The organism is Streptomyces sp. NPDC032721 (genome assembly GCF_055579625.1).
In genome coordinates, this window is the sequence record NZ_JBVIMX010000007.1 from 129,984 (window position 1) to 136,780 (window position 6,797).

The following is a 6,797-nucleotide window of genomic DNA, read 5'->3' on the forward strand; positions in this document are numbered from 1 at the left end:
CTCGAAGCGGCGGGGAACGGCAAAAAGGACGAACAGCTCCCCCCCCCCCCCCCCCCCCCCCCCCCCCCCCCCCCCCCCCCCCCCCCCCCCCCCCCCCCCCCCCCCCCCCCGCCCCTGGCATTACCGAGGTCCGGTCAGCGTCCGAAGACGACTGCCAGGTACTTCTTGGAGGAGTTGTCCTCGCTCAGCAGCTCGTGCGACATGAAGAGGCTGCCGTTGGTGTACCTGAGGTTCTTCAGGTCGAAGGAGAACTCGCGCTCGGCGTCCATGACGGACTTGTCGGCCGGGTTGTCCAGCAGGACCGTCTGCTTGAGGGAGCCGCCGTCGATGCTGACGACCTGGCCGCCCTTGTCGTACGGCGGGGTCTTGTAGACGATCAGGTTCCCGCCGTCCATCTGGAGCGGGTACATCGAGTAGCGCTCGCCCGCGTCCATGCGGTCCGCGGTCGGCTTGCCGGTGGTGAGGTCGAAGGAGACGATCTCGTTGGTGCGGCCGGTGTCGGCGCTGCCCTGGTGCTGCATGGTCGGCAGGTAGACCTTGTTGTTGCCGACGGCGACCTGGATGCAGTTCTCGATGTCGTCGAAACGGCACTTGGGGTCGTACTTCTCGCCGTCGACCGGGATGCGGGCGATCTGCTTGCCGGTCTTGGCGTCCACCGAGAAGATGTCGGACATCCCGGAGGTGCCCTCGGCCGAGTCGTTCATGTCGGCGGAGACCACGAGGGGGTTCACCGAGAGGACGTTGGCCTTGTCGGCGCCGGCGGGCATCGTGAAGGTGCTCAGCGGGTTGCCGTCGGCGGGGTTCAGCGTCTGGACGAGGATCTTCGGGGAGTCGTACTCGCCGCAGTAGCGAAGCGCGACGAGGCCCTTGGGGCCGCCCGCGTAGCCCTTGTCCTTGCAGTTGTCACCGGTGGGCTTGGGGCTCCACAGTTCCTTTCCGGTGAGGTCGAACGCGCCTCCGCCGTAGAGGGTGGCGGCGGCGACCGTGTTGCCGCTGATGGTGACGTTCTCGAAGCGGTCCAGGCGGTCACCGTTCTTGAACGACTTCTGCCAGAGCAGCTTGCCGCCGACCAGGTCGATCAGGCCGACCTGGTCGCAGGAGGGAGCCTTCATGCCCGGCTGCTTGGGGCCCTCGAAGAGGATGGCGCCCTTGGTGTTGTCGGCGGTGTTCCAGCGGGAGCTGCCGCAGGCCGCGCCGGGCAGGGTGATCTTCCAGAGCTGGGTGCCCTTGTCCCTGTCGTACCCGATGACGCTGTTGATGTGCGGCTTGGCGTACACCTTGTCGGTGATCCAGGAGCCCTTGAAGGAGGTGAGGTCCTTCACCACCGGGATCGGGACCTGGAACTTCACCTTGGACGCCGCGCTGCCCGGGACCTGCTCCTTGCCGGGGCCGTCGGGGGCCTTCGGCGCCGCCGGGTCCTTGCCGCCGCCCTTGCCGCCGTCGCCGCCGCCGGTTGTGCTGCCCGCTGTGTCCTGCGGGTTGTCCTCACCGCTGGTGGCCTTGTAGATGACACCGCCGCCGACGATCAGGACCAGCGCGACGACCGCCGCGATGATGATCTTCAGCTGGGTGGTCAGTCCGCCGCCGCTGCCGCTGCCGGTGGGGGCGGGGGTGGGGACCATGGTCGGGGCCTGGGGCGGGTACATGCCGTACGTCGCCGAGGGCTGCGGGGCCGTGTCGGGGGACTGGCCCGGGTAGCCGTACGGCTGCTGGCCTGCCGGGGGCGGCGGGGTCGGCTGCTGACCCGGGTAGCCGTAGCCGGCCGGGGGCGGCGGGGTCTGCGGGGGCTGGCCGGGGGCGGCGGGGGGCGGGGTGCCGGGGGCCTGGCCCGGGGCCTGCGGGTAGCCGTAGCCGGGCTGCTGGCCCGGGGGCGGTGGAGTGGGAGCGCCGAAGCCGCCGGCGGGGGGCGGTGGGGTCGGGGCGCCGAAGCCGGGGGTGGCCGGGGGCTGGGCCGGGGGGGTGGGGCCGGGCTCCGGGTTCTTGGCGAACGGAGAGGGAGCCGGGGCTCCGTCTCCGCTCTGCGGGGGTTCGTTGGGCGGCTGCGTCATGGGGATCTACCTCTGGGGACTTAGCGGGTCAACTGGGCGGTACATCAAGTCTTTGGGGGGTGAGGCCTTGCGGGGCGCGAGGGTGTTGCGGGGTGCGGCTCCACCGCGCGAGCGCGACCAGCCACGTACCCCGCCCCGTTAGGGGCGCGGGGCTGTAACACTGTGCGGCTCCGCCGCGCGGGCGCGACCAGCCACACTTACCCGCCCCTTTAGGGGCGCGGGGAACTGCGCGGCCAGCCACACTCGACCCGCACCTCCCCCACCCACCCAACCGGGCTGCCACCCCGGGGTCCGGGGCGGAGCCCCGGTTTCGGGAAGGGGCGGGGTGGGGTGGAGCCCCGCGCAGCGGACCACTCGTGTACGGAGCGGGGGCCATGGCGGAGCTGGGGCGGGGCCCAAGGGTGTGGCTCCGCCGGGGGCCGCCCCCTTGCCCGCCCGTTCCGCCCCCGGGGGCGGCCCCGCCGCCCAAGGGGGCGGGGCAACGGGTGGGGTGGCCCCGCCGCCCAAGGGAGCTCGGCGTCGGGGGGGGCGGCACCACAAGGGGGCAGGGCAGTCGGGTTGGGTTAGTTGCCGAAGGCCAGGAGGGTTTTGGGTTGTTCGTCGTCCTTGCCGGAGATGCGGTCCGGCGCCAGGAAGAGCCGGCCCCCCTCGTACGAGATCCGCTTGGAGAAGAAGGAGTTCTCCAAGCTCGCCACCGTCTGCGGGTTCTTCAGCACCGGCGCGGGACTGCCCCCCGCCACCGGAATCTTCACGATCTCGCCGGCCTTGTCGTACGTCGGCTCGCCGTACGCGAAGAGGCTGCCGCCCTCCACCTTGATCGGCAGCAGGCTGCGGTCCTGCAGCTGCGACACCCACTTGCGCTTGCCGGTGTTGACGTCGTACGCCCGGACCTCGTTGGAACGGCCCAGCCCGCCGCCGCTCGACTTGGTCTCACTCGCCACGTACAGCGTGGTCGCGTCGGCGGTCACACCCGTGCACCCCTGGAGGGAGCGGTCCAGGATGGCCCAGCCGCACTTCGGGGCCGGCAGCTCGCCGGTCATCTGCGCGGCGGGGGCGCCGTTGGCCTTGAAGAAGGAGACGTTGCCCGCCTTCTTCGCCTTGTTCTCCATGTAGAGGACCAGCGGCTCGACGGAGAAGACGCGCTTGACCGACCAGCCCGAGGGGACCTTCCAGGTCCACTTGCCCTTGCCCGTCACCGGGTCGGCCTCACGGACCTGCTCGCCGGCCTCCTTGCCGGTGCCGCAGCCGTCGACCGCGATGAGCTTGGTGCCGTTGGACGCGAACGCGTCCGCACCGCACGCACCGAACTTCAGGTCGCCGAACAGCTTGGAGCCGTCGCTGATCCGGAAGGCGCTGACGACGCCCATGCGGGCCAGGGTGACCGTGTCACCCGCGACCACGAACTCCGGGTCGCCGATGTCGAAGAGGTTCTCCTGCGGAACTTCCTTGCGCCAGCCGGCCTTGCCCGTCTTCAGGTCGATCTGCTGCATCTGGTTGCACTTGGCCTTCTCGGTGTTGTTGTTCTCCACACCGATGACGACCTTGTCGCCCAGGCCCTTCTGCTGGGGCGCGCCGCACACCTTGTTCGGGAACTGGAGCTCCCAGCGCTTCTTGCCGTCCGCGACGCCGTACGCCGTCATCGTCCGGTAGTACGTCTGGATGACGGTGTCGCCGACGAACCACGACGGCATGACCTCGCCGCCGTCCTTCGGCAGGTCGACCTTGTTGACGTTCGTCCACAGGACCTTGGCCTCGCCGGGCTTGCGGCCCGCGTTGAGGTCCGTACCGGCGTCGCGGCCCGGGGTGTCGCCGGGGCCCTTGCCGTCGCCCTCGTCGGGGGAGGCGCTGCCGGTGGGCTTGGTGGCGGTGGTCGGCTTGGCGATCGGCTCCTTGTCGTCGCCGCCGGAGACGAGGTAGATGCCGCCGCCGATCACGATCAGCGCGGCGACGGCCGCACCGATGATGAGCATCAGCTTCTGCTTCTGCGGGCCGTTGCCGCCGGGGCCGGTGGGCATCGGGGCGCCGGGGTACGTCGGCTGGCCGGGCCCGCCGGGCTGCCCCTGCTGCGGGTAGCCGTAACCGGGCGGCGGCGGGGTGCCGGGCTGACCGGGGTAGCCGTAACCGGGCTGGGGCTGGCCGGCAGGCGGGGTCGGCTGCGCGTAGGGGTTGTCGGTGGCAGGCGGCGGGGTGCCCGGCTGACCGGGGTACCCGTAACCGGGCTGCGGCTGTCCCGGCGGCGGGCCGCTCGGCATCTGCGGCGGGCCCGGCGGCGGCTGCGGTGCCCCGGAAGGCGGGCCCTGCGGAACCCCGCCCTGCGGGTTCTGCGGGGCGCCGTAGCCCCCCTGCGGCGGCTGGTTGGGCGGCTGAGACATCAGCACTTACCTCTTCACACGGGGGTCCGCCGCCCGGTCGGACTCCCCCGCGATCCCGGTTGGTCAAAGCCTCCCGGAATGGAGCGAATCGGGCGTGGATCCCGCAGATCTACGTCAGTCGAGCGGGGCTTCTTTCTATCACTGGAGTCACCTCGAACAAGGGGCCGGTCCTCCCCTGTTCCCAAGGGAGGACCGGCCCGTGATGTGCTCGTTATGAGCCCTCTACGTGTTCTCTACGTACGCCGTGACGCTTTTCGTACGTACGGGTGCGGGCGCCGGGCTCAGGCGTCCTCGGCCAGTTCCAGCCAGCGCATCTCCAACTCGTCGCGCTCCACGACGAGTCGGCGCAGCTGGGTGTCGAGCTCGGCGACCTTGCCGAAGTCGGTGGCGTTCTCGGTGATCTGCGCGTGCAGCTGGGTCTCGCGCTCGGAGAGCTTGGTGAGCTGCCGCTCGATCTTCTGCAGCTCCTTCTTCGCGGCGCGCAGGTCACCCGAGGACTTCTCGGGCTTGCCGGATGCTGCCGACTTTGCCGACTTGTCGACCGCGGCGCTCACCGGCGCCGCCGCGACGGCCGCCGCGATGACCTGCTGGCGGCGCTCCAGGTACTCGTCGAGGCCGCGCGGCAGGTTGCGCAGCGTGGCGTCGCCGAGCAGCGCGAACACCTTGTCGGTGGTGCGCTCGATGAAGAACCGGTCGTGGGAGATCACGACCATCGAGCCCGGCCACCCGTCGAGCAGGTCTTCGAGCTGGGTGAGGGTCTCGATGTCGAGGTCGTTGGTGGGCTCGTCGAGGAAGAGGACGTTGGGCTCGTCCATCAGCAACCGCAGGATCTGCAGCCGCCTGCGCTCACCACCGGACAGGTCGCCGACCGGCGTCCACTGCTTCTCCTTGGTGAACCCGAACTGCTCGCACAGCTGCCCCGCCGTCATCTCGCGGCCCTTGCCGAGGTCGACCCGGTCACGGACCTTCTGCACGGCTTCCAGGACCCGGAGGTTCGGGTCGAGCTCGCCGACCTCCTGGGAGAGGTACGCCAGCCGGACGGTCTTGCCGACGACGATCTTCCCGGCCACGGGCTGTACGTCGCCCTGCGTACGGGCGGCCTCGGCGAGCGCCTTGAGGAGTGACGTCTTGCCCGCGCCGTTGACGCCGACCAGGCCGACGCGGTCGCCGGGGCCGAGCTGCCAGGTGAGGTGCTTGAGCAGCACCTTGGGCCCGGCCTGGACGGTCACGTCCTCCAGGTCGAACACGGTCTTGCCGAGGCGGGCGTTGGCGAACTTCATCAGCTCGCTGGTGTCGCGCGGCGGGGGTACGTCGGCGATCAGCTCGTTGGCCGCCTCGATGCGGTAGCGCGGCTTGGAGGTACGGGCCGGGGCGCCGCGGCGCAGCCAGGCCAGCTCCTTGCGCATCAGGTTCTGCCGCTTGGACTCCTCGGTGGCGGCGATGCGTTCGCGCTCGGCGCGCGCGAAGACGTAGTCGCTGTAGCCGCCCTCGTACTCGTGGACGGCGCCGCGCTGGACGTCCCACATGCGGGTGCACACCTGGTCGAGGAACCACCGGTCGTGGGTCACGCACACGAGTGCGGACCGGCGCGCCCGGAGGTGACCGGCCAGCCAGCTGATGCCCTCCACGTCGAGGTGGTTGGTGGGCTCGTCGAGGACGATCAGGTCCTGGTCCGCGATGAGGAGCTTGGCGAGGGCGATGCGGCGGCGCTCGCCACCGGACAGCGGCCCGATGACGGTGTCGAGCCCTTGCCCGAAGCCGGGAAGGTCGAGCCCGCCGAAGAGACCCGTGAGCACGTCGCGGATCTTCGCGCTGCCGGCCCACTCGTGGTCGGCCATGTCGCCGATGACCTCGTGGCGGACGGTGGCGGTGGGGTCGAGCGAATCGTGCTGCGTCAGCACACCGAGCCGGAGCCCGCCGACGTGCGTGACCCGCCCGGAGTCGGCCTCTTCGAGCTGGGCGAGCATCCGGATGAGGGTGGTCTTGCCATCGCCGTTCCGGCCGACGACCCCGATCCGGTCCCCCTCCGAAACACCGAGTGAGACGCCGTCGAGCAGGGCACGGGTGCCGTACACCTTGCTGACTGCCTCGACATTGACCAGGTTGACGGCCATGAGTGGGTGCTCCAGGGGGCGGGGACGGATAGACGTCCCAGCGTAGTCGGGTGGGGGTGCGGACCACGACGGTGGGAGGTGGGGGGGGGTACGGGGACGTCGCGCCTGCGGCGGGCGATGCCCCTCCCCGCCCCTTCCCTAGACCGCTGGCCGCGGGGCCGGGGGTTGCTTACGCGCGGGCCGGTGGGTGGTTGCTCGCGCAGTTCCCCACGGCCCCGCGCCCCCCGGGGGGCGGGGGACCTCGTGGCCAAACACGAACACCC

At 71.0% G+C, this 6,797-nt stretch carries 3 protein-coding genes; all 3 read right to left on the reverse strand.

Features of this window, described 5'->3' with window-relative positions:
* Positions 1 to 134: 134 nt before the first annotated feature.
* Positions 135 to 2,048 carry an outer membrane protein assembly factor BamB family protein gene (locus ACZ5PB_RS16610; protein ID WP_468691729.1) on the reverse strand — a complete coding sequence of 638 codons (1,914 nt, stop codon included), beginning with the start codon at positions 2,046 to 2,048 and terminating at the stop codon, positions 135 to 137.
* Positions 2,049 to 2,611: 563 nt separating this feature from the next.
* The gene (locus ACZ5PB_RS16615) at positions 2,612 to 4,420 is read right to left on the reverse strand and encodes an outer membrane protein assembly factor BamB family protein (RefSeq protein WP_468691731.1); all 1,809 of its coding nucleotides are present in this window, start codon (positions 4,418 to 4,420) and stop codon (positions 2,612 to 2,614) included.
* A 281-nt stretch (positions 4,421 to 4,701) separates the two neighbouring features.
* A complete protein-coding gene (locus ACZ5PB_RS16620; RefSeq protein WP_468691732.1) occupies positions 4,702 to 6,534 on the reverse strand; it encodes an ABC-F family ATP-binding cassette domain-containing protein in 1,833 nt (610 codons plus the stop codon).
* Positions 6,535 to 6,797: the final 263 nt, after the last annotated feature.

What these genes read in the sequence shown, in the direction of transcription:
- ACZ5PB_RS16610 (WP_468691729.1), bottom strand. Translation starts at nt 2,048, where the DNA reads ATGACGCAGCCGCCCAACGAACCCCCGCAGAGCGGAGACGGAGCCCCG.
- ACZ5PB_RS16615 (WP_468691731.1), bottom strand. Translation starts at nt 4,420, where the DNA reads ATGTCTCAGCCGCCCAACCAGCCGCCGCAGGGGGGCTACGGCGCCCCG.
- ACZ5PB_RS16620 (WP_468691732.1), bottom strand. Translation starts at nt 6,534, where the DNA reads ATGGCCGTCAACCTGGTCAATGTCGAGGCAGTCAGCAAGGTGTACGGC.